Source organism: Algoriphagus zhangzhouensis, from assembly GCF_900148515.1.
Taxonomy (GTDB): domain Bacteria; phylum Bacteroidota; class Bacteroidia; order Cytophagales; family Cyclobacteriaceae; genus Algoriphagus; species Algoriphagus zhangzhouensis.
Genome location: NZ_FRXN01000001.1, coordinates 1,052,480 through 1,078,439, shown reverse-complemented (window position 1 = coordinate 1,078,439; position 25,960 = coordinate 1,052,480). Strand labels below are relative to the sequence as shown.

Sequence of the window (25,960 nt, the reverse complement as noted above, 5' to 3'; positions counted from 1 at the left end):
GAATCTTAGTCAGTTTTGATCTTGTAGTGTCTAATAGGTTGTTCCCCTAAAAGATGTTCGATAAAGTAATCCCATCGCTTTTTGGTGAAATAGTCCCCGTTGGTTCTTCCGAAACTGTGATTTCGACTTGGCCAGATAAACAAATCAAAATCCTTATTGGCAGCAATAAGAGCCTCTGCAAGCTTGAAAGTTGCTGAAGGGTTCACATTTTCATCAATTCCTCCGTGTGCCAGCAAAAGATGACCTTTTAAGTTTGCTGCATTGGTGACGTTACTTTGCTCATGGTAAAAATCTCCTCTTGGATAACCCATGTACATTTCAGGCCACCAGGCTTTTTCCATTCTATGGTCATGATCTCCTGCTGATGCAACCCCAACTTTGTAAAAATCTGGATGTAAAAGCATAGCTCTTGCAGCATCATAACCTCCAGCTGAATGCCCGAATATCCCTACTTTGTTAATGTCCAGGAATTTGTTTTGCAAAGCCAATTCTTTGATTGCTAAAACATGATCAGTCGTTCCATCTCCCAAATTGTTGTAAGAAACGTCATTGAAAGCTTTACCTCGGCCGGCAGTTCCCAAGCCATCGACCGTTACCACCACAAAGCCTAACTCAGCCTTAGGTTGCTGAAGTCCAATCAAAGCTGATTTGAATGTTTTAGGCGTAATATCAATGTGAGGCCCGGTATAGGTGTAATCGATAATCGGATAGGTGTTTTTCTTGTCGAAAGTGGTAGGAAGGTAGTAGATTCCGTAAATGGTGGTTTTTCCATCTTTTGCTATTGCATTAAATTGCTTAGGGCTTTGATAGCCTCTTTTTACCAAATTGGAAATATCTGCTTCTGAGATTTTGAAAAGAATCTCTCCTGAATTCAAATCCCTTGCTACCGAAATGGTAGGCAGATCAACTCTGGAATAATTGTCGATAAAGTAATCTTTTCCATCTTGGAAGGAAACTGAGTGGAAAGAGTTTTCTGGTGTCAAAAGTGTTAGTCCTGATCCATCCAGTCCAACTTTGTAAAGCATGGAATAATAAGGGTTGATTCCTTTTTCTTTTCCAGAAGCCATGAAATAAAGGGTTTCATTTTCCTCGTCTAGGTAGACCAGTTCTTTCACAACATATTCTCCGCTAGTGATTGGATTGATTTCTTTTCCGCTTTCCCAATCATAAAGATAAAGATGGTTCCATCCTGACTTGTCAGAACTGATAATGAACTTGCCGTCTTCCAACCTTCTTAGAATTGGGCCATTATTGATATGAGTGTCTGAGGATTCAGTATAAACTTTTCGAATTTCTTCGCTGTCTCTATCCAATTCTATGAGACTCATTTCTTTATAACCCCTAGGGAAATAAAGACCATTGAGAGTTTGGCTATCAGGGCTCCATCTTAAATTGAGTCCGGTAAAATGAGTTCCAGTTAGCTTAGGGAATTTCTTTTCAATTTGATTTTCTATATCGAATAGCACAGGGATGTATTTAACTACGGTTGAATCTCCCGGAGAACCTCTGTAATAAGCCATCAACTGTGGTCTGAATTTGTCCTCTTGGCTGAAATCAAGCAAGAACATCTTTTCAGCCAATCTCAAATCAACAATCTGGGTTTGGATATATTTGGAGTCAGGAGACCATCTGCCGGTGAAATGCTCTGGTCTGGTGCCGTTTTCACCGTAGAGCATGTCTGACCAACCCCAGAATGAAGCGTATTCATAGTTTTTTTGTCCATCAAAACTCAATTGAGTGACTTCTCCAGTTTCCTGATTTTCTACAAAAAGATTGAAGTTTTGTACATAAGCTTTCCATTTTCCGTCAGGAGATATTGCATAGTCCCTATTTGGAAAATCTCTGGCAGGAGAGGAGGAAAGCTCGTTTGTGGAAAGGTTGTATGTCCAAGTTTTATTTTGGAAGTTAAAAGTGATTTCTTCAGATTCTTTGACACTCAATCGATTTATAGGAATGTTTGTAGCATCTACTTCTTCTCCAGATTTCTCTGCTAAAAGCTTTGCGAGTTGTCCGTGATCGAATAGTTCTTGGGTCTCTTTTGTGTTGATATCTGTGATGAAAAACCTTTTCCCATCTGAGGTATAGGTTTCATGCCAAAACTTATCTGTTCCTTGAATCCAATTTGGGATAACCTCCATATGGTACACTTCCCTTTGGATATTATTACTGAGAAAATACTCGGCACGATGATAGGTGTCTTCTGTGATTTGGGAAAAGGCTTGAAAACTACAAAAGGACAAGCTTATCCAAAGAATGAAATGAAAAGGTTTGAAGGTCTGAGTCTTGAGCATAGGTCGAGGTTCAATTTGAAGCCAATTTATCCCCAAATACCTAAGAAAACATCCTCGAAATTGACCGAATGTGATGTGTTTTTGTAGATGGTATTATTTATCCAGCAGCATCATAGGCTTTTTTGAGCCAATCGATAGTTTCCCTCCAATATTGTTCTTCAGGATTTACGATCATGATTCTATGACTGACCATTCCATTGGATTTGGTGTCTATTTCCAAAACGCCGGAGGGTTCTTCTCCTTTCAGATTGACTCCAACTTCATATCTTGTCTTTGTAGCTGGAATGAGAAGTGCAAATTGTTTCTTTCTACGAACACTCACATAGGCGTTTTTTGGAGCAAATTCCACATCTTTTCCAAATGCTGAAATTTCCTTTTTCAATTTTTCAAATAGTGGCAAAAAGTGCTCTTTTCCTTTGTATTGTTTGGTGATTAATTCATCGGTATCGGAAGCAGATCCTGCGTCTGATTTCAGGGTTTTATGCGCAACCAAATTGGCAAATCCATGCGTAAACCCATGATCTGATTTCAGGAATTTGAGAATCTCTCCATGCTTTTGGAAGTTTTCTTTTTTGACAATGGTAACCCATTCATCCAGGCTTTTTCCAGTGTTTTTTTCAAGGTTGGCTATCATGGTTTGGGTTGCAGCGTCCATGGTTTTTGGGGTTATTAAGTTGTTAAAGTAACTGAAATAGGGAAATGGTCTGATCCTTTTTTTAGAGAATTTGAAATTGCCTGGATTTCCAGATCGTCCTTTTCAGTATAAGGATTCCAAACTTTGCCATTACTGAAATTGAGCGATTGGCTTCCCAAGATATGATCGATCAATACATTGAATTCGTCACCGGTGATTCTATCTCTAAATCTTCCTGAGTTGGGAACCCAACCATAAGAATTCAGCTTGGGTTTGGGTAAAACTGATTTTAGGATCCACTCAGGCTTCCAAGGATCTCCCAAAAGAATTTCTACTGCACTTTTGCTGAATTTATTTTCATAAAAATCCAATTCAAAACCATCATTGATATCTCCCATGACGATCACAGGTTGTCCTTTTTCAAGGTATTCATCACACCGGGATCGGATATGAGTACATTCCGCAAAAAGTCTTAATCTATCTCTTGCTGACAGCTGCTCAAATCTGGCGTAATCTACCCGGTCAAAAATCCCTTTTGATTTGGTGTGTGCCACAATAACTCTTGAGATAAGCTGATCATTGAGATCTAAAACACTTAGCTCAAGAGGAGGGCGATAGTGTTTGTATTGTTCATGAATCAAGCGATTGGTAGTGTCAACCAAGAAAGGCTCTTTGAAACTCTTTTTTACATCGTTTTCAGGAGTGAATAGGACTTTGACTTTATCAGGTTTAAAGATTGCACACAACTCTTGTTGACCGGGAGAAGGGAAGCCATGAATAGCTTGATAATTGGAACCGGGAATGAATTGTTGGGTCCAGGTGACCAACTGTTGGCTGGCTGTTTTGCTTTGGTCTACCAATGTGTTGGGCCCTTCAACTATTCCTAAAAAATCGGGGTCAATTGCCTGAATGACTTCCGCCAGCTGTTGGCTTCGTTCTTTTTCCTGATGTGTCATTCGAGGAATCCCATCCAGATCAAAAAGATCTCTCATCCACTCTACGTTGTAAACACCAAAAGTTAAGTCCATAAAAAAAGCTTTTGAAGTAAAAATTATTCAATAAGATAATCATTTACTTCAAAAGCTTAAAATCAAGTATTTGTGCTTTAGACTTTTACGTAGATTTTCTTTTTGTCCATCCAAAGGCCAATCAACCAAATCACTAACATATAGCTAATTGCAAATAGGAAAGATGCCAGTTTGGGACCAAGCCAAGATGTATAAAGTGTGGCATAAATAGCACCTTTAAGGTTGGTGTCTCCCATAGGAATCAAAGACAGGGTCTCTACTACAACGCCAGAAAGGATATAAAGCATTAGTGGATTTCTTCCGAAAACCTGAAAGAAATAAGTCCAACCTTTGAAATCCTTGACCTCAATAAAGAAGATCAATACAGAAAGGATAATCAGGTCCCATCCAACGGTCAATAATACATATGGGCTAGTCCAGATCTTTTTGTTGATTGGGAAAACAACATCCCATAAATAACTTCCAGCTATCAATACCACTCCAGTCACCAACAGCATTCTCACTGTTTGTGCAGTATTTCCTTTTTTCTGGATGTATTTCCCTGCCAGATAACCTCCGATTACATTGACAATGGAGGTTAGCGTACTCAAAATTCCTTCTGGGTCAAAAGGCAGTCCTTCACCCATGTACATGCGAGATTCACCGATTAGAATTTTATCCAGTTTGATCGCTGCATTTCCTTCCAAAGTATAGTCCCCGAACAAAGCCATAATCGCCCAATAGCCCAAAAGTGCAATTCCTGAGAATATCCATCCTCCTTTTTCTTTGCCATAATAAAGAATAAGGGCAGCAAAGAAATATGCCAATGCAATTCGCTGTAATACGCCTAGAAGACGAACTTCTGCTAGATTTTTGAAGACCATTTCTCCTGCCTCATTATAATCAAAGAATGGAAAGGCATTCAATAGCCATCCAATCAGGAAAATAAGAAGGGTTCGTTTTCCAACTTTCTTGAAAAACTGTGAGCTTTCCATCTCATTGAGCTTTTTCATAGCAAAGCTCATAGCATTACCTACTACAAAAAGGAAAGTCGGGAAAACAAGGTCTGTTGGTGTAAACCCGTGCCAATGAGCATGGGCAAGGGGAGCGTAAAGGTTGGCCCAAGAACCCGGAGTATTGACTATGATCATAAATGCAATAGTCATTCCTCGCAGGACGTCCAAAGCAAGGTAGCGATTACCTAGGCCTGACCTGATAGGGATTTGTGTCATTATTGGTGGTTTGTATTTAGTTTTTTACTTCTAAAGTCTTGAAGATAAAATATTATCTTGTTTTCAATTCAAATTGCCATCGAATAGATTACTAATGAAAAAAGTGGAAATAAAAACTCTTCTCGCTAATACTACTGTCAAACTTTCAGAAAGGCCTACCTATTTAGACCTCGAAGCTTCAGAAAAAAAGAAAAAAAAGGAATTAAATGATCTGAGAGAAGCACTAAGCGAACATCAAGATACCATGTATGCGCATGGCAAGTACGGCGTATTAATCTGTTTGCAAGGAATGGATACGGCTGGGAAGGATAGTCTGATCAGGGAAGTTTTTCAAGAATTCAATCCCAGAGGAGTGGTGGTGCATAGTTTTAAAACACCTACTTCACTCGAATTAAAGCATGATTATCTATGGAGGCATTACATTGCTTTACCGGCAAGGGGTAAATATTCAGTTTTTAATAGAACTCATTATGAAAATGTCTTGGTGACTCGTGTACATCCAGAGTATATCATGGCAGAGAATATCCCGGGGATAGATTCAGTAGAAGATATCACTCCTGAATTTTGGGCTCAGCGATTTGAGCAGATTCGCAATTTTGAAAAGCACGTCTCTGAAAATGGAACGGTAATCCTCAAATTCTTTTTGCATCTCAGTAAAGAAGAGCAAAGAAACAGATTGCTTCGAAGGTTGGAAAATGAAAAGCATAATTGGAAATTTTCTCCTGGAGATTTAAAGGAAAGAGCGCTTTGGGACAAGTATCAGGAATGCTATGAGGAAGCCATCAACGAGACGTCCACTTCTTATGCTCCTTGGTACATTATTCCATCGGATGATAAGGAAGCCGCAAGGGTATTGGTGGCAAAAGTTATCCATGAAACCATGATGAAATTGGAAGGGATTCAAGAGCCTGAATTGGATGATGAGATCAAAGCAAAATTTGGCGAATACCGAGAAATGCTATCGAAACCTGAAAATTGATATTGGACTATTTGAGTTAATTTTGTGCTTTTTAAAGAGTTGTAATTAGATTTTTCGTATATTCAATAGCTTTTAAATAATTGATTTTTAAATATTTAACTTTTGAATATATGAAAACTTTGTTTCTTTCATTCTGCGTTAGTTTTGTACTATTCTCGTGTAAAGGTCAATCAGGAATAAGTCAAGTTAGTCCTCCAGATGAACTGCTTTATGACTATGAAATGGTTTTTAAGTCAAATTCAGGCTTTAATGTAATTACAGAAAAAGACGATTGTCAAAATGGCTTTGCTGACTCAAAGTGCAACCAAAAAATCTTGCAAAGAAAGGATTCAATCAGGAAATACATAACAAGAATTGATAGTTCAATTCATGTTCCTGATGATCAAATCCGAGTTTTAGTTGAAGTATCTGTTTACTTGAAAGGCTTGAAATTGGGTCAATTAAATAAGTTGAAAAATAGTTCTTATAACTCTGAATACGAACTAACTCAGAGTATTGAAATCCAAGCCAAGCGTCCAATCATGCAGACTGAATATTTGGAACAAGCCAAGAGGCCACAAATGCAGGAACAGATGAGGTATGATTCTATTGGAAAATCAAGTATCATGGTTCAGCGAATAGGAGGGGGAGAACCGCAAGGAGACAATCCGAGTCACAGAGTATGGATAATCGATACTGGGATAGATTCATCTCATCAGGATATTAAAATATTTTTTCCAGAAGATACTTTATCAAAGGATTTTGCGAACAGCGGCAAAAATCCATTTATTGATAGTATTGGACATGGGACTTTTTTGGCAGGTGTGATTGGGGGAATTGCATCTAGTGAGCCAGAATTCGAAGAAGGCTATGGTGTAAATGGGGTTTACCCAGGAGCTAAAATGGTGTCGTTGAAAGTCTTTGATAAAAAGGGGAAATCAAATACCTCTTTGATGAAATCAGCCCTTGAATATGTGTATCAATACGGTTCCCAAAGAGATATAGTCAATTTAAGTTTGGGGTATGATTTAAAATCAGCGCCATGTGGTAACGGTCCTGTATTTTCATTTTTGGCCAGTTTGGTGGGCAAAGGAATATCCATTGTAATGTCTGCGGGAAATGATGGGAATTCATCTACAACTAACTTTCCGGGATGTGTAAATTTAAGCAGTTCTCAATCAGGAATCGAAGCGCAGACCTATACTATAGGATCTATAGAAATGCCATTGATGGGAACTTATTGGTTTTCAAGTTTTTCAAATTATGGAATTCCCTCGATAGATTATTTGGAACCTGGGGAACAAATATTTACAACTGCCCCTGGAGGAAAATATGTTGTTGTTTCTGGAACATCTATATCGGCGGCTATATTTTCTGGTATTTTATACCATAATCAAGAGGTCGGAATTCTCGGGTATACAAGGAGGGGAAATGATGGTGCAGGTGGACCAGATCCTATCTATAAAATCGGGAAAATTAACTTTTAATTTTTCTAAGTAACCGTTGGATTTTTTGATGATTATAATTAAGTTGAATACGACTTAATGCTGATCATAATGAAAAAAATGCTGTTAGTTTTAGGGTTGATCATGGTGTCAACCCTGATTTTTGCACAAAATAAAAACTATGTAGTTGTATTCAAGGATAGCTTTGAAGCACCTATTAGGAAGAATCAAATCAGGAATCCTAATCGAGGGCAACAAGCTAATTCGAATGCTTCCAGTAGGAATCAAAAAATAGCAAAACTTGATCAGTTTTTAAGGCAAAGGAATATACCGCAAGGTCAAGCAAAAAAGTTTGTAGATGGGGCAGTGGGATTTGTTGCTTCTCTAAATTCTAATGAGGTTTCGAATCTAAGAAATGATCCAAATGTACAGGTTGTAGTTGAAGACTTTCGAATGCAAAGTCGTCCACGCATGCAGGGATCTAGACCTAGAATGCAAGGTGAAAATTTTGGGGATTGGCTATACGATCCTGCAATAAAAGCCAGCTGCGCAATCCCATTAATGGGAGGTTCATCGACTGGTTTATCCAGATCGTCGATTTGGATTATTGACTCTGGAGTGGAAGCAACACATTCAGATCTCAATGTTAGTACGAATCCTAATTTTTCAGCATCATTTATCTCAGGCGAGAGCCCTTTGGAGGACTTCGCTGGGCATGGAACACATTGTGCAGGGTTGGCTGCTGGGATGGGACAAGGAAACCCTGGAGTGACTGGTATGTCTCCAGGAGCTGAGATCATTCCGATCAAAGTATTGGATGGGAATGGATTTGGGAATTGGTCTAACCTAGTTTTGGCGTTAGATCATGTTGAGAAATTTGGTGTTGCTGGAGATGTAGTAATGATGAGTTTGGGTGCTTCGGAGATCATGGACTGTGAAAACTCTGAACCATTTTTGAGAGATATAATCATGGATTTGGGGGATAAGGGAGTTTTTGTTGTAATGTCCGCAGGAAATGAGGCGAATCTTGCAAATTCCAACCTACCGGGTTGTATCAATGGACCAAATGTAGTCACCGTAGCATCTGTCGATTTCAGTTGTGGGGAGATTGGTGGTTTTAGTGCTTTTTCAAATTTTGGAATTCCACCAATCGATTGGGTAGCTCCAGGTAATGCTTTGGTATCTACATTTCCAAGGAATAGCTATAATGTAATGTCTGGCACATCGATGGCAGGAGCTCTTGTGGCTGGATTGATCCATTCGAAAGGAGGCCTCCCTAACCGGGGAGTTTCTGTGGATTTTGGAGGTGTTACCTATTTCGTTGCAGGTCGATAGTCTGAAGTTTTTTATTCATTTCGACTATACTTTCATCAATTTCATTTAATAATTGGATCATCTTAGGGTCTGTGATCCAGTCTTTGAAAATTGGATTGAAAAGGATGTTGAAATCATCCCTATAGCCAAAATTTATTGCTGTTTTCAGATAAGATAAAGCTTTGGCTTTATCGCCTTTTATTGCTTCTAATTGAGCTAAGTCAAACCAAAGGTTTGAGTCATCATCTGTAATTAGATTTGCAGGTTGTCTTATTTCCAAGGAATGATTGACAAAGGCCTGATATAATGAATCCTTTCCGGATACTTTGTAGCAATATGCTAGAAAGATAGGGGCAGAGTAATAGGGGTCGTCGATACTATCTGGGATTTTATTGAAGGATTTTTCTAAAAGCTCTTCGGCATATTCAACTTCATTTGAGAAAAAGGCAACGTAACCAGCCGACATATAACCATAACCAGAAGTGTCATTTTGAATTTTGAGAATTTCATCTATTTCTTTCAGTGCTTTCTCTTTGTTTCCTTCTTCCAAAAAGACATATGCCATTTGCTCATTGGTAACAGCCGATGGATATACAGAATTTGACCTTTCAAGCCATTCCATGGCTTTCTCTGGTTGGTCAAGGATCCTATAGATCCAACCAGTGATTTGAATAGGGATATATCTTGTTGGATTCAATGATGCGGATTTTGCCTGAAGTTGAATTGCCTCGACCAATTTTCCTTGAGTCATGTAAACAGTAGCTAGGTTCCCAATTGCCGGGCTAAAATTTGGATTATTTGCCCGTGCCCTTTCAAATGAGATCTGAGCTAAGCCAATTTGGCCTTTGTAATAATAAGCCGAACCCCTAGCTGCATATGCCTCTTCAAGATATGGGTCAATTTCAAGTGCTTTTTCACTTATCAATAAGCTGGAGTCCAACCAAGATCCTTTTTTTCCATAGTATGCGTATTGAGAATAACAGCTTGCTAATCCTGTATAAGCTTGTGCATAATTTGGGTCCAATGCAATTGCTTTTTTGAATTGCTCTACAGCTTTTTCCAATGAGTCGCCATCGTAGTAATCGTAATACTCTTTTCCCTTCAGAAATAAGCTATAGGCTTCAAAATTAGATGTTTGCTCTTTTGATATTTGATTCCGCTCTTGAGTGCTCAATTTGCTATTAAGAATAGTGGCAATTTTGGAAGCAATCTCAGTTTGAACTTTGAAAAGGTCCTGCACTTCCCTGTTATAGGTTTCGGTCCATAGATTTTTGTTTTCTATTGGGTCAACCAGTTGAACATTAATTTGAATCCTTTCGCCGATCCACTGGACTGTTCCTGTCAATATTGTAGATACATCTAATACTTCGGCAATGGAATCTAGATCCGATTCTTTGTTTTCGAATTCATAAGCTGCGTTTTTATCAATGACTTTAATGCTTTCAATTTTGGAAACATGGGAGATGATGTCTTCTGTTAGTGCTTCCGCAAAAAAATCATGCTCAGGGTTAGTTATGATATCTTTGAAAGGAAGAACTGCCACAGATTTTTCTTTTTCCCATATATTTTGATTCCAAAAGATCGAGTAAATCAAATATGCCAATAGAATAAAAGTGATGCTCAGGATTGTCCAGAATTTCCAAGGTGTTTTCTCTTGGTAATTGATGTTTTGGATGATTTCAGAGCGCTTAGGTACAGAGCAAGGTTTATTGGTGACAGCATAAAGCTGTACTGCTTGTTCTACGTTTTTGAGATGAAAAGGCCCCAATTTCAAAGTTTTGAACTCAGAGTTTTCAGGTATTTGATCCTGGACTTTTTCTGAAATTAATAAGCAAGAAGGAATACCAATTCCTTGTATTCTTGAGGTCAGGTTTACAGCATCACCGAATACATCTCCATGATCAAATATGATTTCTCCACAATGAAGTCCGATTCGGATACGGACATCATTATCCATTTTTTGGACTTTCTTCTGGATTTCGATACTAGCTTGTATTGCTTCTGGGACGGTCTCAAATGTGGCCAAAATGCCATCTCCCAATTCTTTGATGATTTGTCCTCTGAATTTGCTGAGAACCTCCGTATGGATTTCAGAGTTTTTTTTCATCAAAGCAAAAGCCCGATCTTCGTCTTTACCCATCAAACGGGTGTATCCAACGATATCTGAGAAAAATACTACAGACTGTTTTTTGTTATGATCTTGGCTCATAGATTTCCAAATGGAAAATTTCTTTCGGGCTGTTGATATGCTCTTTTAAACTAGTCAAAAAAGTACTGGAAAAAAATATTCTTTAAGATTTAGGACAAGGTTTGCATGAAAATTTATTGCTTTCAAATTTCTTGAAATAATTATAAACCGGGTTTGTAAAGTTTAATGGTTTTTCAAGTCTTAAGCTTGATCAATCCTCCCCAGCATTCCAATAAGCCATCCGCTCCAGTGCATTCACTTCGATCGAATAGAAGTCAAATTCTTCCACGACTTTGCCTTGGATTTTATAGATCGCCCGACCTTTGAAAGGATACTTTTTAGCCACGGGAGGGAAATGTACGGTATCGATCCAGTCTCCATCCCGATCCAGGAAGGTTCCGAAATGCATGACATCTCCTTTAACGGTTCTGGTGTACTTGACAGTCACTAGATAGCCGAGAATTGTAATCTGCTTTCCCAAGTATTGAGTCATCTCGCAGGCCTTGATTCCTTGGATGCTTTGATCTTTGATTAGGTGAAAAGGTGAATCCAGCGGAAACTCCAAGATGTCGATTTGATCCAGGATTTCCTGTCTGATGTCCGTTTCATCTAGAGTTGGAACTTCAGGAGGCTTTTTCCCAAAAGCAATTGGAGCCTTTTGACTTCGAAATAGATCTTGAGGTCCCACGACAGCCTTTCGCTTATTTTGAAGGAAATGAGCTTCCCAGAGAAGTTCCTGTTTGGTTTTTCCGGTAAAGCGAAAAGCAGTCACCCGAATCAAGATGATCAATTGCTCCAGGCTGATTTCTACTCGGGAAACAAAGTCTTCCAAACTCAGAAATGGTCCATTTGACCGACGTTCAGTAAGTAGCTTTTCAACAGTCTTCTTTTCCAAGTATTTCATGTGAATAAGGCCTAAAAAGACGGTTTTACCGGTAATTCGAGTTAGGTATTCACTTTCATTGAGATGGGGAGCCTGGATGTTTGCTCCATTCATTCGGAGTTCATGTACATAAAATTCAGTATGATAAAAGCCTCCAAAATTGTTGATTACTCCCACCATGAATTCGAGAGGGAAATAGGCTTTCAAATAGAGACTTTGGTAACTCTCTACTGCAAAAGAAGCAGAGTGTCCCTTGGCAAAGGAATAGCCCGCAAAACTCTCAATCTGATGCCATACTTCTTTGGCAACATGCTCTTCTCGTCCCAGCTCTTTACAATTGTTGAAATAGCGCTCTTTGATTCGCTGAAACTCATCCTTGGAGCGTGACTTGCCACTCATCCCCCTTCTCAGTACATCAGCTTCTCCCAAGCTCAAACCTGCAAAATAGTGGGCTACCTTGATCACATCTTCCTGATAGACCATGATTCCGTAGGTCTCCGGCATAATATCCCACATGACTGGATGAGCGACCTTTCTGCGATTTTCATCTACATGCCGAAGGATGTACTCCCGCATCATTCCCGAACGGGCTACTCCTGGGCGTATGATCGAGCTGGCCGCAACGAGCTCCAGATAGGTATTGGCTTTCATCTTAGCCAAGAGCATACGCATGGCGGGGGATTCCACATAAAATGCCCCGATGGTATGTCCGGTACTGAGGTGTTCTTTGATCCTAGGATCCTTTTTGAACTTCTCCACTTCCCGGATATCGACTTTGACTCCTTGATTTTGATAGATGATCTCCAGTGAAGACTTGATATGTCCCAATCCGCGTTGGCTGAGGATGTCAAACTTGTGCAAGCCGATATCCTCTGCCGTATGCATGTCTATATGGGCAAGAGGAAAGCCTTTGGGAGGCATCTCCGTGGCAGTGAAGTAATGAATGGGTTTATGCGAAATCAATATGCCACAGGCATGAATGGTCAAGTGGGAAGGCATGTCATGAAGGACTTGTGAGTACTTGATGATCAATTTACCATACTGATCGGGTTGATAATCGTCCTTGTCTGCAAAGTGGATCAGAGACTCGATATCAGTCTTGGGAAGGCCAAAGACTTTACCCAATTCCCGAAGCATGGAATTGTATTGAAATGTACTGTAGGAACCCAAAAGAGCGACATGCTCATTTTTGCCAGAATTGTATTTGCGAAAGATGTAATCTGTGACCTCGTCCCGATCTGTCCAGCTGAAATCAATGTCAAAATCAGGAGGGTTTTCCCGATACAGATTTATAAATCTCTCAAAATATAAGTCCAGCTCGATGGGGTCCACATCTGTGATCCCTAGACAATAGGCTACAATGCTATTGGCGCCGGAACCTCGCCCCACATGGTAGAAATTACGGTGTTGGGCGAAAGTGACTATGTCGTAATTGATCAGGAAGTAGGAGACAAAGCCTTTTTGTTGGATAAGTTCCAGTTCCTTTTCGATTCGCTTATGTATCTCAGTCGTCAGATTAGGATAGCGTCGGATGGCTCCTTTGAAAGTTTCCTGCCGGAGAAAATCAAAATCCTCCCAATCCGAACCGAGTATGTCTCTCTTGTTTTTTACAGCCTGGAAGTAGAAAGAGAATTGACACTGCTCGAGAAGCTTTTGAGCATTGACGAGGAGGTAACTGTGATTTTCGCAGCGAGCAATCAGATCCGCATAGGAATAAAACTGATCTGTCTGATCGGCTTGTTCCTCTACAGGGAGTTTGCTGAGGAGTGTATTTAGATCGATGCTTCGCAAAAGCCGGTGCGCATTGAACTGAATCTTGGAGCTGAAGGTAGCTGGCTGAAGCAATACCAACTTTTCCTTTTTTCGAAACCAAGGGGAAGTAAGTAGGCGATTGAATTGACTGGGATGAATGCCGACGTATTCATTTTCCCGAAGGGGAAAGAGTTTCTCCGCAAAAGGATAGATTACAAAACTATGTTCGAAAGCTGGAGCTTTTGAATGAAAGGGCCTTTTATGAGTCAGATGATGGGAGAGGTGTTCATTGAGTTCAAAGAAGCCTTCCTGATTTTTGGCCAATCCGATGTATTGCTGATTGGTTCCATTGCGGAAATCAATCCCAATGACCGGATGGATTCCTGCTTTCTGGGCTGCTCGGATAAATGGAAATACGCCTGCTGTGCTATTGATATCCGTCAGAGCCAAGGCATCAAGTTTCTTGCTCTTTGCCTCGGAAATAAGAGCGTCTACGGACTGAGTACCGTATTTGAAACTGAAGTGGGAATGGCAATTGATAAACATGATTTTAATTATATATAGTCACTTCGCTCCTGAAATATGCCTTCGGCGAGATAAGGACTCCTTCGTCGTCTGAAATACAAGCTTCGCTTGAGATATGCTCCGCTGAGATAAGGTCGCTTCGCTTCCTAGATAAGCCTTCGGCGAAATTGAACGAGATAGTATTTCATCGACCAAAGGGAAGTTTATTTCAATTGTATTTCCAATTATTTCAATAAGACTATCTGCCTTTAGGCTATCTTAGTTATATCTGCTTGCAGAGCAATCTTTCAACTGGATGGAGCATATTTCCATTGTATCTCTATTAAAATTGTCAATTATTTTAACAGTTCAATGTTTATAATTTAAACAAAAAGAAATTCATCAATCAAGTAGGTAGATTGATTTTGTAGAAAAATGTCGGGGAGGGAGGGAGAAGCCTAGCCAATCTTAATCCCATATTTACCCAGCAAACCGGGAAGACCATCTAGGTCAAAGTGAGCTCCTTTGATCCTGTTGATTTCTGGGTCAATTCGATAGTTTTGGGCATTTCGGAAATCTGCTTTTTCCAAAACAGTTTGATCAAAAACAGCTCCACTTAAATCTGAGCCTTGAAAGCTAGCTCCGGTAAGATTGCATTGAGAAAAGTCAACTTCCAGCATTCGAGAGCCAATAAAGCTGGATTTCTTAAGCTGTAGATTATAAAAGTTACAATAATCCAACTGGCAGCTTCTAAAGCTGAATTCAAGCAAAAATGGGTTGGCAGTATTGAAGTGTACCCCCAGGATTTTACAGGTGTCAAAGTTGACTTCCTGAAAGGATACCTGACTGACTTTGATATTGCTTAGGTCACAGTTTTTGAACTCACAATTTTCAAAAGAGCAGCCTTTGAAATCCAGATTTGAAAAGTTGCAGCCTTCGAAAATGCATGATTCATATTCTCCAGCTTGAAAGTCTGCTTGATTAAGATTTTTGAAAGTTTGATCTGAGAAATAAGACATGAAGACTAAGTCTAAAAGCTAATTTTTTGAATTGATAAATGGTAAAAACTCAAAGTCCAGCCAAGTCCCATTTGGCAATGGTATCCTGAATCAGTTTGAGGACTTTTTCATTTACTTTCTCAAAGTATTCATCTGCCTGAGCCTGATCAAAGTTTGGATAGCCCTGACCTTCCTGATACAGACCTATAGAAGAAGGAAAAGGAACTGCAGACCAAGCTTTGTTTTGTGGGTAAGCAGTAGCTTGTTCAGGCTTGTATCGCTCTTTGTGAACCAAAGTAGGATCGATCGCTTGAATGTATGCGGTTTCATTAAGGCCAGCATGTCCACCGTCTTCTTTGAACACTTCCAAAGTAACATCGGAAGCATAGGTCCACCAGTTGATTACTAAGGTTCTTACTCCCAATTCATTGGCCACTTTGCCAGCAATATCCTGCAATACCGCAGTTTGTCCACCACCATGCCCATTGAGGATAATGATGTTTTTGAAACCGTTTTTCGCCAGACCTTTCAAAATATCTCGGATAAAAGGCCCGTATGCTTCTTCTGTAATCTGAAAGGCACCCGGATAAGCAGCCATACTACCAGTGATTCCATAGTTCAAGGTAGGGGCAATCATAGCATTGAGTTCATCTGCGAGATCTTTTGCCATGGCTGCAGGAGCAGTATTGTCAGCACCATTATTGATCACTCCGTGGGGCTCCAAGGTGCCTGTGGGAAGTAATACAGTATTGATTTTCTCAGGAATAAACTCTGCAAACTCCATCCAGTTGATTCGATCCATTTCTCGGGTAGATATTTCCTGAGAAAATGTTTTGATTGAAATGAAGCAAAGAACAGGAAGTAGAAAAAGTTTTTTCATGCGACAAAAGCTGGTGATAAGTTGGAATTAGGAATCAATGCTTTCTTGAGGAACATTGATTTTCTCAAAGCTAAGAATGATTTCCGTTCCTTCACCCGGTTTACTTTGGATTTGGATATGACCTTGGTTTTTTTCCATGAACTGTCGTACCAAAAGCAATCCTAATCCTGTCCCTTTCTCTTTTTGTGTTCCTTCAGTAGATTTTACCCGAACCACTTGAGAAAAAATTTCTGATAATTTTTCATCAGAAATCCCAATACCTTCATCTTTAATGTGGAGGTTCACATATTCCTCATCATCATGATGCGAATTCCAAACTTTGATTTCGCTATTAGGATTAGAGAATTTGATGGAATTCTGAAGGCAATTTTGAAGTATGATTCGGACTTGCTGAGGGTCCACAAGGACATGAAGGCTATCGAATGTAAGAGAAGCATCGATATTGATGTTCTTTGAAATTGTCTGATAATCTAATTGGTCAACTTCTTCATTTACGATTTCCGAAAGGTTAGTTGGAGTTCGATTCGTCAAAATTCCATCTAATTGGGCATGGGACCATCTTAGCAGCTTTCTAAGCATTTGATCCGTATCTGATACTTGCTTGATCAGGAGTTTCCGGGCACTCTTCTGCTCTTCTTCGTCTAGAACTCCTTTTTCCTCCAATTCCAAAAGTTGCTTTACCGAATTGATCGGAGCCTTTAAATCATGGGAAAGGATTGAAAACAGCTTGTTTTTCTCTTCATTGATAGCTTCAAGTTTTTCATTTTGAACTTGAATCTCATTTTGTTTCTCAAGAAGTACTTGATTGATTTTTTCCTTTTCCTTAATGACTCTTCCGTAAAGTATAAAGCCGATAATCAGTCCAATAAGGACTATGGTAAGGATTATCGTGAACTTTCGATTGAATTCAGCGCTGTTTTCTGCCAAGACCTTCTCTTGCTTCAAGTTTTGATTATCAGCATTTGCCAAAAGAAGTTGCAGATAGCTTATTTCAGCATTTTTGTTTTCGCTATAGAGACTGTCAGAGTAAGCTTTATACAGTTTTGAATTAGTCAGTGCCTCATCATATTGGCCAAGATCTTCATAAACCGACATTAAGGTTTTGGCAAGTCTTCCCTTGTCCCAATAGCCTCTGGTTTTGTCGACATAGCCTTGGGCAATCTCTCCTAGATCTAAAGCTTTCCTTGTATTTCCCTTTGCTAATTCAATCTCCGCAAGACCGGAATAGGCAAAAGCATTAGCCCAATTGGTTAAAGTGCCTGGGTAATCAAGAACACGATTGTAATATTCTTCGGACTCATCAAGTTTTCCTTCGTCGAAATAAATTTTACCAGCTCTGTTTAGAGTCATGGTATAGATTACCCTATCCTTATGGTCATTGAGGTATTCAAGCGCGAGATCTATTGATTTATGTGCTTTGTCAAATTGTCCTAAATCAGACTCAGCGATACTTCTATTGAAATAATTCTTTCCAACCCCATAGGTATCTCCTAAAGACTTGTTGATGTTGATGCAGCGGTTGAAAACGTCAATCGCTTCTTCTAGTTCATTTTGGCTTAGGGAAATTAATCCACGACCATTAAGAGCATAACTTATCCCTGAGACATCCTGAGTTTTATTAAAAATTTCATTAGCTATAGTAAAATGTTTCATGGATTCGACATAGTCCCCTTCCACATAATACAGTGTCCCAAATAGGTTGGCTATTTTACCGATTTTGTTTTCCTCGTTTAAAGACCTTGCTATTGAATCTGCTTGGGATAGGTAGTGATATGCGCTATCCCATTCAACATAAAGGTATTTTTCCCCTTTGTCGATCAATGAGTTTAATAAAAATTCTGATTCATTTTGGTCGGTACTTTCCTCCTGAAATGGGGAGAAAGCCCAGACCAATGAAATCAATAATATTAATTTTGACATTAGGTGATGTCTTGAAAAGATTCTTTGAGAATGGGAAGATAACTTACTAGTACTAAATTTAAAATAAAGCTATTAAAAAATATTTAGTGAGTCTAAGATTGAATGTGTTGATAATCAAAGCAAAAGGCCCTTATTTCGAAGGGCCTTAATGCTATTCACATTTTACATTTGGATTAAAAGGAATGAATATCCCCATGGGATTATGCTTCCATGCCCAAACATGCAATTGGTAGTTTCGAAAAGGTAGAGGATTGTGCTCTTCATCTGGTTCATCAAATTCTTGCATTCCAAAATAAGGAGGCATATCATTTTCCGCATCCCAAGCATCTGCATCAATGACAAATTCCACTCCTACTAATTTCATTTGACCATTTTTATCCATTTCGTAAAGAATTGCTTCAGGCATAGTAGGATCATATAATCCATCAAATGGGATAGGACTTCCTTGAGTTTCGGGTCTGATATAATGATATCCCATTCCACCATCTGGGCTGGATACACATGGTGTGCCTTGGAAATAGCCAGCTTCCATTGCCATCTCAATTCGGTGGTACATTGCAGTAGCTGCCCTTAGATTAGCTACCATACTTAAGGTCCCTGGATCCATTCTCAAATTTTCCAATGGATAGGAATAAAAGTCGTCTGTCAATTTTGCATCCGTTTGTTGGTCTGTATTAATTACTGGTTCGGATGTTTCAGACATACATCCTGATAAAAGTAAAATAATACTCAAGCAACCCGCCATTTTTGCGGCATTGCTCATAAAATAACATTTCATGGTTAAAATATTTTGGGTTGATAATTGAACTCGAAAAATACTCCAGTTTGGAGACCAAAAAAGCTTCCCTCTAGGGAGTTTACAAAGTTGGAAATTCAGTTAACATCCTGAAAATAAGTCTTTTAATATAAAAATTCTAATTTTTTACTGAATAAAAACCAACTAAATTGCACTTTACAATGTTATCTTGTAAGCACTAAAAGGTTGAAGGTGTGGAGAATCTTGTAGTTCTTGATGGACGAATTCTTCTAGGAATTCCATCCCTATTTTTTCCATGACTCTTGTGGATGCTTTATTCGCAGTGGAGGCATAAGAATGGATTTGTTCGATCCCAAGACTTCGGGCATATTCTAGGCAGGCTAAAGCTCCCTCTGTTGCTAGACCCAGATTCCAATAGTTTTTACCAAATCTCCATCCAATATCAATACAAGGAGTAAAGCTTGCTGGAAAAGTTTTTCTTCCCATTCCCAATGTTCCTGCAAGCTCCCCAGTTTCTAAAAAATCTACTGCGAAATAGCAGAAATTGTCTTTTTCGAAATTGGAATTCATCAATTTCATCCTGTCTCTGCTTTCTTCTACTGTATATGGATTTTGAAAGAAATGCATCACTTCAGAGTCTTGATTGATGGCTGCAAAAGCATCTAAATCAGCCGAATTCCAAGTGCGAAATCCAAGCCGTTTACTCTTGAAAATGTACTTTTTCATAGAAAGTAAGAAAGCTTGATAGGGTGTGGATGATAAAATTAAAACTACTTGTTAGTTCAATATGTCTAAAAATCTAAAATATTCCAATTGTTTGAAAATCTGTACCAAATTATTGGTATGCGACATTTTTTGTCAATTTGAATAATCGTAACCCAGAAAGTTGATGAGGTTTTCTATCTTCGATCTTTGACTTTTTATTATGGATCTAAAACCCTTTATCATTTATAAGTCTTCCGCAGGGTCTGGAAAAACCTATACCCTGACTTTGGAGTACTTAAAGCTTGCTCTTCAAAACCCTCGGTCCGCTTACAAGCAAATCCTGGCTGTCACCTTTACTAATAAGGCAACTCAAGAGATGAAGGAGCGGATTTTGAAAGTATTGGGGCAATTGAGTCAAAGGGTAAATCCGGAAGGTGATCTAGAGAAAGTTTTGATGGAATCTTTGGATTTGACCCCAGAACAGCTTCAGTCTAGAGCAAAAGAAACGCTTCTTCACATCCTTCACGGATACGGTTATTTCGCTGTCAGTACGATTGATTCATTTTTCCAGCGTGTTATTCGGTCCTTTGCTAGAGAAATGGACCTTCAGGCCAAATTTGATCTTGAAATGGATACAGATGCGGTTTTGGAGAGGTTGGTGGATCGTATCGTTGAGAAGGTTAGTCAAGATAAAAACCTTCGAACTTGGCTCGTAGAATATGCCAAGGAACAGATCGAAAATGAAAAGTCCTGGGATATTCGTACAGGGATCAAAAGTTTGGGAAGGGAGATTTTCAAGGAAGGTTTCAAGGCCTACCGAATGCTTTTCCAGCAAAGTGTGGCTCGTGAAGGTTTCTTGGGAGAATTTCGAAAATACATTAGGGAGGAACGAGCCAAATTAATAGCCGAGGCGGAATCCATGCGGCAAAAGGCTGAAGAGATACGAGTAGATCATGGATTAGAATGGACTGATTTTAAAGGTGGGAGTAGAAGCTTTGCCTTGCGGTTTTCCAGATTGGGTGATCCAGAAAATCCTATTCCTGATTTGACTGATACCATGCTTCGTGATTTGCCAGATCCACTGAACTGGTTCAAAAAAGGTGATAAAAAGGCTGCTGCTTTGGAATCGGCAATTAATTCTGGTTTGGATAAAATTCTTTTTTCTTGGCCTGAGAAGTTAAAGCATTGGAATACTCTTGAAGCTTTACACAGAAACCTGAATGCTTTTGGGGTTTTTAGAGACCTGATTTTGGAACTCAGGGAGTTGAAAGATGAAGAAAGTATTCTCTTGATTTCGGATGTCAATGACTTTTTGCAGGAAATCACTAAGGATAATGAAGCTCCATTTATCTATGAGAAAATTGGAAATCAATACCGAAACTACCTGATTGATGAGTTTCAGGATACTTCTGATTTTCAGTGGTCTAGCTTTAAACCCTTATTGGAAAACTCATTAGCATCTGGAAATACAAACTTGCTGGTAGGGGATGTCAAGCAGTCTATTTATAGATGGAGAGGGGGGAAATTAGAGTTGCTTTTGCAGGAGGTACAAAGTCAAATTCCAGAAAGCTACATCAAAGTCAAAAATCTTGAAACCAACTTCAGAAGCCTACCTGGAATCATCCAGTTTAATAATTCCCTATTTCAATCTTTACCTCCTTTGATGGAAGAAGGGATGGAAAGAGAGTTTGGTTTTGAATCCGACTCATTGCTTTCCAATGCCTTTAAGGAATCTAGTCAAAAAATACCTGAAAGGAAGTTTCAATTGGATTTTCAAGGAAAGATTCGAGTGGAGTTTACTGAAAAGCAAGCCCGATCCAGTTATCAATCCGAAGAAGAGGAGGAAGAGGATGATGAAGGCGTTTTGGGAAAACTTCCTCAAGTAGTGATGGAATTGCAAGAGAAAGGCTATCAGTTGAAAGATATCGCATTTCTGGTTCGAAAGAATTCGCAAGGAGTGGAGATCGCAGATTATTTGATGGCATATGATAGAGACAATCCTAATTCAGGCTATCGATTTGATGTTCTTTCCGAGGAATCTCTCTTTTTGGATAAATCCGCTGCCGTCAAATGCTTGTTGGCACTTTGGAAATACATGAGTAATCCAGCGGATAGAGTGGCCCTGAAAACAGCCTGGTATTATTATGCTTTGCTTCATGGAATTCCATTTTCTCACGAACTCTTCCACAAATTCAAGCAAGTGCCTGAGCTCAAAGCAAAGGATGGAGAACTTCAATCCAGATTGAATGAATTCCTACAGTTGCCACTGTTGGAGTTGATGGAGGAAAGCATTGAGTTTTTGGATTTGATGAAGCTCCAAGCAGATTTGGCCTATATATCCGGATTCAAAGAGGCTGTTTTTGATTTTGTGAAAAACAATCGGGCGGACTTGGTTGGCTTTCTGGATTGGTGGGAATTGAATAGCAGGAAGAGAACTGTGAAAATTCCTGAGGATCATGATGCCATGCGGATTTTGACAATCCATAAGTCCAAAGGACTTCAATACAAGGTTGTAATCATGCCATTTTTGGATTGGAAAGTGGTTGCTGATGGTCTGCAGGCACCGATTATTTGGTCTCCATTTGCAACTGAAACAGGTTTGGAAACCATCGTGCCACTGACACATGGGAGCACGCTGAAGGATTCCTATTTTTCCAAAGCTTATCAAGATGAAGTTAGATTGGCCTATTTGGACTCTTTGAATATGCTCTATGTGGCTTTTACTCGGGCCGAGGAAGTGATTTGGGGCTATTCCAATTTTACCAATAGCAAATCAAAGGGTGTCAGTCAAAAATCTACTGGAAATATCCTCTACAGCCTTTTTTCTTCAGGATTTGAGATTTCTGAATTTGGTTCAAGTCAACATTGGGATGTAGAAAATCTAGTCTTTGAAGCTGGAGAATGGGCTACAATTGAAATTGAAAAGGAGAGGTCAAGCTTTAGCCCGAAACCATTGCGATGGGAAACTCAGGACTGGAGAACGAAGCTCAAAACAAAAACAATCGCATGGGATTTTTCAGGAGATGGTCTGAATGCGCGTGCTCAAAGGAGACTTGGAGTAATCGTCCATGAGCTTTTGGCAGCTTCCAAAACTCAAAAGGATGCCGAATTGCTTCTTCAAGAATACACTTTTGAAGGTAGAATTGATCGCGAAACAGCCGAGGAAGTAAGCGAGCAATTGAAAAAATTATTTGAATTGCCACAGTTCCAAAGTTGGTTTGGCGGAGATTATCTGACTTTGGCAGAACAAGGGATTTTATTGCCTGGAGGACATCAAAAGCGCCCAGATCGTGTCCTGATAGGTGAAAATGAAGTTTTGGTCATTGATTTTAAAACAGGAGAAAAATACTCCTCACATCCAAAGCAAGTCAAAGAATACATGGGATTAGTCAATCAATTGAGTCAAAAACCGGTAAAAGGCTTTTTGTGCTATTTGGAACCCACTGAAATTATCGAAGTATGATCCCATTTTTGAAAGAAACAGCACAAAAGCTTCTGGATTCTCCTCGAAAATTGGAGGACTTGGTGGTCGTATTGCCAAACCGAAGAGCAGGTTTATTCTTTACCAGATATCTTGGTGAATTGATCGACAATCCAGTCTGGATTCCGGAGGTCAAAACCATCGAGCAAGTCTTTTATGGTTTGGCAGGAAAGGCCCCAGCCGATGAATTGACCTTGATTTTTGAATTGTACGAACTGTATAGACAGATTCAGGAGGAGCCGGAAGACTTTGATCGCTTTTATTTCTGGGGAGAGTTGATTCTCAAGGATTTCAATGATCTGGACCAATTTATGGCCCCCGCAAAGGTTCTATATCAAAACTTGGCCGAAATCAAGGAGTTTGAATCTGATTTAAGCTTCTTAACCGAGGAGCAAAAGGATTTGATTTCTCAGTTTTGGTTGGCCTTTGCGAAGCAGAATGATCAGGAGAAACAGAAATTTCTAAGATTTTGGCAAATCTTGGGTCGTTTGTATGAGGATTTTCAACATCGACTAAAAACAGCCGGATTGGCTTATTCAGGCCAATTGTACAGGCAAGTTGCAGAAAACCTGAAAGCAATCGAAAAACCCAAAAAGCATTACGTTTTTATTGGTTTCAATGCATTTACTCTGACTGAGGAAAGATTGATAGGGCATTTTGTCAAGGAATTTGGAGCGGAGATCTTTTGGGATGTGGATCAGTATTATTTGAATGATCCCATTCAAGAAGCTGGTTTGTTTTTCAGAGATTACCAAAAGGATTCAATTTTTGGTAAGACTTTTCCTGAAGAAATCCCAGATGAAGTTCGACTGAAGAAAGATAATATTCACGTTCATTCCATTCCCTTAAAAACCAATCAGGCAAATTTGGTGGGGAAGCTGTTGGAAGAGCTTCCTTCCGATGAGAAATTGGAAGAAACGGTAATTATTTTACCGGATGAGCAATTACTGTTTCCTGTTTTGCATTCCTTGCCTTCGGATATAGACAAGCTGAATGTGACCATGGGGTATCCAGTTCGAAATGCGCCTGTTTATGCCTTTTTGGATGCGGTGTTGGATTTACAGCGCTATGTGAAAATCCGGGAAGGAGTGGTGAATTTTTACCATAAGCCTGTTACCGATTTGCTTTCATTTCCTTATTTATTGAAAGAGGATCAGGCTCATTTTCAGGCTTTATTGGAAAAAATCAAAGGAGAAAACATCTTGGAAATTCCCGCAAGCCAACTAGTTGGTAAGTCCAAGCTTTCGGAATTGGTTTTTCAACAAGTAGATCCATCTGGGATTTTTGAATATCTGGGACAATTGATGGAGCATTTGGCTCAGGATCTCCAAGATGATGAAGTTCAAAGATCCTATTTGTTTCAAGCTTTCAAGCAATTGAATCGGATTAAGGAGATTTTCCAGGGAAATAATTCTAAGACTCTGAAAATTGATTTTGTTCTGAAACTGTTTCGCCAAATTTTCAGAGAATTGAAACTTCCATTTGAGGGAGAACCATTGCAAGGCTTGCAAATGATGGGTGTGCTGGAATCCAGGAATTTGGATTTTCGCAGAGTGATCATTTGCGATCTGAATGAAGGCAGTTTTCCTCCTGGAGGTGGGATCAATTCCATGATTCCATTCAATCTTCGAAGAGCTTTTGGTTTGCCAGTTCAGGAGCAAAATGATGCGATTTATGCCTATACTTTCTATAGACTACTGCATCGGGCAGAGGAAGTCCATTTGATTTATACTACTGCAGCTGATCAGGGGAAAGCAGGAGAGATGAGCCGGTTTCTCCAGCAAATGCAAGCTGAAATGGGAGTTGCTGGACCGGAAATCGCCATGGTTCCGGTTGGGTTGACACCAGCCAAAGAGATTCAGGTTCAAAAGACTCCTGAAGTACTGAATGACATGAAGATCTTTCTGGCAAAAGAGCATCCAGAAGGTAAAAACCGTCCTCTATCCGCTTCTGCATTGAATATGTATTTGGATTGCAGATTGAAGTTTTACTTCCGCTATGTGGCTGGTTTGAAGGAAAGAGAGGAGGTAGTCACGGAGATTGATCCTTCTACTTTTGGGACGATTTTGCATAATGCGGTTGAGACCATCTATGGCCTGGACGAATCCAAGACTCCAAGGACAATTGATTCCCATGAAATTGATCGATTGATGCCTCAGGCAACTGAAGCTGTTGATCAAGCCATCCGGAATTTCTATAAGGTAGAAGAGGGGAAATCCATGGAGTATTCTGGTCAATTGCAGATTGCCAGGGAGATTTTCATCAAATACCTCAAAGCCATTCTCAAATACGACCAGGAAAATGGTGAGTTTACCATTTTGGGAGTGGAAGCGGACGTACCTGCCAGTATTCCTGTCCAAACGAAAGATGGTGTGGTGAACTTCGCTCTTCAGGGTGTCATAGACCGTGTGGATTTGAAGGATGGGGTTGTAAGGCTAATTGACTATAAAACTGGGAAAGACGATAAGAAAGTCCTTTCCATCGAGTCCTTATTTGACCGAGATGAGAAGAAGAGAAATAAGGCGGCTATGCAAACTTTGCTTTATGCCTATTTCTATCAATTTGAGCATCCAGAAAATCAGAAGCCATTAAAGCCCGGGATATTCAATATTCGGGAAATCTATAATCCAAAGTTTAATCCATTCCTTCAGATGAATGGGCAAGAAATTCAGGATTATAAAGCTGTTGAAAAGGAGTTTATGGAAGGCTTGTCAGGTATGCTGGGAGAAATCCTCAATCCTGAGGTTCCATTCTTGCAGACTGAAGATGAGGAAAAGTGTAAGTTCTGTCCGTTTAAGGAGATTTGCGGGAGGTGAGGATTGTACCAAGTACAAGGTCCAAAGTACCAAGTAGGTTGAGCTCTGAACCTTCGTTATTCGAAATTCTACATTCACTATTCGATATTTAGGACTGTGAGTACCAAGTACCATGTACAAAGAACCAAGATTGCTGAGTTCTGGAGCTTCGTTATCATGGGTTGCACCCATGGTTTTTATAAGTTTGATCCCTTC

Annotated in this window: 16 protein-coding genes; 5 read left to right on the top strand and 11 right to left on the bottom strand. The window is 39.6% G+C overall.

Annotation, left to right across the window (positions count from 1 at the left end; genetic code table 11):
- Window positions 1-5: 5 nt before the first annotated feature.
- The 4 genes from BUF13_RS04540 to BUF13_RS04525 form a co-directional block, all read right to left on the bottom strand.
- Entirely contained in the window at window positions 6-2,291 is a 2,286-nt protein-coding gene (locus BUF13_RS04540; RefSeq protein ID WP_073570529.1) for a S9 family peptidase, read from the bottom strand.
- Between the two features lie 97 nt (window positions 2,292-2,388).
- A complete protein-coding gene (locus tag BUF13_RS04535; RefSeq protein ID WP_073570528.1) occupies window positions 2,389-2,946 on the bottom strand; it encodes a DUF4287 domain-containing protein in 558 nt (185 codons plus the stop codon).
- 14 nt (window positions 2,947-2,960) lie between these two features.
- Window positions 2,961-3,953 (bottom strand): endonuclease/exonuclease/phosphatase family protein, encoded by a 993-nt coding sequence (locus tag BUF13_RS04530; RefSeq protein WP_073570527.1) that lies wholly within the window; start codon window positions 3,951-3,953, stop codon window positions 2,961-2,963.
- 77 nt (window positions 3,954-4,030) lie between these two features.
- Entirely contained in the window at window positions 4,031-5,164 is a 1,134-nt protein-coding gene (locus BUF13_RS04525; RefSeq protein WP_073570526.1) for an acyltransferase family protein, read from the bottom strand.
- Between the two features lie 94 nt (window positions 5,165-5,258).
- On the opposite strand from BUF13_RS04525, the gene BUF13_RS04520 reads away from it, so the two are divergent.
- The 3 genes from BUF13_RS04520 (at window position 5,259) to BUF13_RS04510 (ending at window position 8,902) form a co-directional block, all read left to right on the top strand.
- On the top strand, window positions 5,259-6,143 hold the full coding sequence (locus tag BUF13_RS04520) for a PPK2 family polyphosphate kinase (RefSeq protein ID WP_073570525.1): 885 nt from the start codon (window positions 5,259-5,261) through the stop codon (window positions 6,141-6,143).
- Between the two features lie 110 nt (window positions 6,144-6,253).
- Complete coding sequence (locus BUF13_RS04515; RefSeq protein WP_073570524.1) at window positions 6,254-7,609, top strand: S8 family peptidase; 1,356 nt, start codon at window positions 6,254-6,256, stop codon at window positions 7,607-7,609.
- Window positions 7,610-7,687: 78 nt separating this feature from the next.
- Entirely contained in the window at window positions 7,688-8,902 is a 1,215-nt protein-coding gene (locus tag BUF13_RS04510) for a S8 family peptidase (RefSeq protein WP_166669810.1), read from the top strand.
- On the opposite strand, the gene BUF13_RS04505 is transcribed toward BUF13_RS04510, so the two are convergent.
- From BUF13_RS04505 to BUF13_RS04475, 7 genes are all read right to left on the bottom strand, one after another.
- The gene (locus tag BUF13_RS04505; protein ID WP_073570522.1) at window positions 8,877-11,090 is read right to left on the bottom strand and encodes an adenylate/guanylate cyclase domain-containing protein; all 2,214 of its coding nucleotides are present in this window, start codon (window positions 11,088-11,090) and stop codon (window positions 8,877-8,879) included. The two genes, BUF13_RS04510 and BUF13_RS04505, sit on opposite strands and share 26 nt — an antisense overlap.
- Window positions 11,091-11,280: 190 nt before the next feature.
- Complete coding sequence (locus tag BUF13_RS04500; protein WP_073570521.1) at window positions 11,281-14,250, bottom strand: DNA polymerase III subunit alpha; 2,970 nt, start codon at window positions 14,248-14,250, stop codon at window positions 11,281-11,283.
- Window positions 14,251-14,666: 416 nt separating this feature from the next.
- Window positions 14,667-15,227 (bottom strand): pentapeptide repeat-containing protein, encoded by a 561-nt coding sequence (locus tag BUF13_RS04495; protein WP_073570520.1) that lies wholly within the window; start codon window positions 15,225-15,227, stop codon window positions 14,667-14,669.
- Between the two features lie 49 nt (window positions 15,228-15,276).
- Window positions 15,277-16,086: a creatininase family protein gene (locus BUF13_RS04490; RefSeq protein WP_073570519.1), complete on the bottom strand. Its 810-nt coding sequence runs from the start codon at window positions 16,084-16,086 to the stop codon at window positions 15,277-15,279.
- Window positions 16,087-16,113: 27 nt separating this feature from the next.
- Window positions 16,114-18,006 (bottom strand): ATP-binding protein, encoded by a 1,893-nt coding sequence (locus tag BUF13_RS04485; protein ID WP_073570518.1) that lies wholly within the window; start codon window positions 18,004-18,006, stop codon window positions 16,114-16,116.
- 151 nt (window positions 18,007-18,157) lie between these two features.
- Entirely contained in the window at window positions 18,158-18,784 is a 627-nt protein-coding gene (locus tag BUF13_RS04480; protein WP_134204332.1) for a hypothetical protein, read from the bottom strand.
- A gap of 174 nt (window positions 18,785-18,958) precedes the next feature.
- Entirely contained in the window at window positions 18,959-19,489 is a 531-nt protein-coding gene (locus tag BUF13_RS04475) for a GNAT family N-acetyltransferase (protein WP_073570517.1), read from the bottom strand.
- A 199-nt stretch (window positions 19,490-19,688) separates the two neighbouring features.
- On the opposite strand from BUF13_RS04475, the gene BUF13_RS04470 reads away from it, so the two are divergent.
- The gene (locus BUF13_RS04470) at window positions 19,689-22,931 is read left to right on the top strand and encodes a UvrD-helicase domain-containing protein (protein WP_073570516.1); all 3,243 of its coding nucleotides are present in this window, start codon (window positions 19,689-19,691) and stop codon (window positions 22,929-22,931) included.
- Window positions 22,928-25,765 carry a PD-(D/E)XK nuclease family protein gene (locus BUF13_RS04465; RefSeq protein ID WP_073570515.1) on the top strand — a complete coding sequence of 946 codons (2,838 nt, stop codon included), beginning with the start codon at window positions 22,928-22,930 and terminating at the stop codon, window positions 25,763-25,765. Before BUF13_RS04470 ends, BUF13_RS04465 begins: the two co-directional genes overlap by 4 nt.
- The last annotated feature ends 195 nt before the right edge of the window (window positions 25,766-25,960 follow it).

Coding starts and splice junctions, on each gene's coding strand:
- BUF13_RS04475 (WP_073570517.1), bottom strand. CDS start 19,489: ATGAAAAAGTACATTTTCAAGAGTAAACGGCTTGGATTTCGCACTTGG.
- BUF13_RS04500 (WP_073570521.1), bottom strand. CDS start 14,250: ATGTTTATCAATTGCCATTCCCACTTCAGTTTCAAATACGGTACTCAG.
- BUF13_RS04485 (WP_073570518.1), bottom strand. CDS start 18,006: ATGTCAAAATTAATATTATTGATTTCATTGGTCTGGGCTTTCTCCCCA.
- BUF13_RS04505 (WP_073570522.1), bottom strand. CDS start 11,090: ATGAGCCAAGATCATAACAAAAAACAGTCTGTAGTATTTTTCTCAGAT.
- BUF13_RS04495 (WP_073570520.1), bottom strand. CDS start 15,227: ATGTCTTATTTCTCAGATCAAACTTTCAAAAATCTTAATCAAGCAGAC.
- BUF13_RS04525 (WP_073570526.1), bottom strand. CDS start 5,164: ATGACACAAATCCCTATCAGGTCAGGCCTAGGTAATCGCTACCTTGCT.
- BUF13_RS04470 (WP_073570516.1), top strand. CDS start 19,689: ATGGATCTAAAACCCTTTATCATTTATAAGTCTTCCGCAGGGTCTGGA.
- BUF13_RS04530 (WP_073570527.1), bottom strand. CDS start 3,953: ATGGACTTAACTTTTGGTGTTTACAACGTAGAGTGGATGAGAGATCTT.
- BUF13_RS04490 (WP_073570519.1), bottom strand. CDS start 16,086: ATGAAAAAACTTTTTCTACTTCCTGTTCTTTGCTTCATTTCAATCAAA.
- BUF13_RS04510 (WP_166669810.1), top strand. CDS start 7,688: ATGCTGTTAGTTTTAGGGTTGATCATGGTGTCAACCCTGATTTTTGCA.
- BUF13_RS04515 (WP_073570524.1), top strand. CDS start 6,254: ATGAAAACTTTGTTTCTTTCATTCTGCGTTAGTTTTGTACTATTCTCG.
- BUF13_RS04540 (WP_073570529.1), bottom strand. CDS start 2,291: ATGCTCAAGACTCAGACCTTCAAACCTTTTCATTTCATTCTTTGGATA.
- BUF13_RS04480 (WP_134204332.1), bottom strand. CDS start 18,784: ATGAAATGTTATTTTATGAGCAATGCCGCAAAAATGGCGGGTTGCTTG.
- BUF13_RS04465 (WP_073570515.1), top strand. CDS start 22,928: ATGATCCCATTTTTGAAAGAAACAGCACAAAAGCTTCTGGATTCTCCT.
- BUF13_RS04535 (WP_073570528.1), bottom strand. CDS start 2,946: ATGGACGCTGCAACCCAAACCATGATAGCCAACCTTGAAAAAAACACT.
- BUF13_RS04520 (WP_073570525.1), top strand. CDS start 5,259: ATGAAAAAAGTGGAAATAAAAACTCTTCTCGCTAATACTACTGTCAAA.